The sequence below is a fragment of the Rhodococcus sp. EPR-134 genome (assembly GCF_001647205.1).
Classification (GTDB): domain Bacteria; phylum Actinomycetota; class Actinomycetes; order Mycobacteriales; family Mycobacteriaceae; genus Rhodococcus_F; species Rhodococcus_F qingshengii.
The window spans coordinates 1-849 of sequence record NZ_LVCT01000362.1 but is presented as its reverse complement, the minus strand read 5'-3'; the positions used below and the strand labels follow the sequence as shown (position 1 = coordinate 849).

The window sequence follows — 849 nt, the reverse complement described above, 5'->3', positions numbered from 1 at the left end:
CGATGCCTCACTCTCGAACGACCGCCTGGATGCGACGATCGCCGGATTCCGTTCGGGCACGGACCCGTCGTTGATCGAGGGATATGCGGCAGAGTACTTCTCGTCCCTGGGGAAGTGGTGGTCCGAACGCAGCATCGAGATCGCCCGACGGTTGGTGAACGGACTCTTCCCGGCAGCTGAAGACACCTCTGCTGTCGATTCCTGGATCCAGGCCAATGCTGAGGCGCCCGCGTCGCTGCGGAGGCTTGTTCTCGAGCGTCGGGATCACCTGGCCCGAGACCTACGTGCCCAGGCGTCGAACGCGGTGATCTGACGCCATCAGCTCCGAAATGTCCTGTTCTTGGATATTGTCTAAACAGGGCTGCGACAGGAGACGACGTGCACACGATCACGGATCTGTCGCTGGTCACGGGCCCGGTTCCGCCCGTGGTGACGGTGCTCGGAATTCTGGCACTTCTCTGGCTGATCTTCTCGAGATCGAGGCGTCACGTGCTGATCTCGATTCCGGTCTGCATCGTCGCGGCAATCGCGATCACTCTCGTGCTGTACTGGCTGATCGAGAAGGTGTGGCACCCGTTCCCTGATCCGATTGCCCGTCCGGTCTACGTGTGGATCGGGTTGGGCATTCTCGGCGTGCTGCTGGGTGTTTCGCGGGTATTTGCGGCGACGCGGATCGACGGTCGCGTGCTCACCGTGGTCTCGGTGCTCCTGGTGGTCGTGTCGAGCGCGGCTCACGTGAATCTGCAGTTCCAGTCGTATCCGACGTTGGGAACAGCGCTGGGACTCTCGGACGCGGAGAAGGTTTCACTCGCCGACCTGGACGACGGCAAGGACGGGGCGGTACCGGTT

2 pseudogenes are annotated in these 849 nt (G+C 62.3%); both read left to right on the top strand.

Annotated features, from left to right (window positions below):
• Window positions 1-313 (top strand): annotated as a pseudogene (locus tag A2J01_RS36435) (aminopeptidase N); the annotation flags it as partial.
• A gap of 65 nt (window positions 314-378) precedes the next feature.
• Window positions 379-849, top strand: a pseudogene (locus A2J01_RS16315) (esterase); the annotation flags it as partial.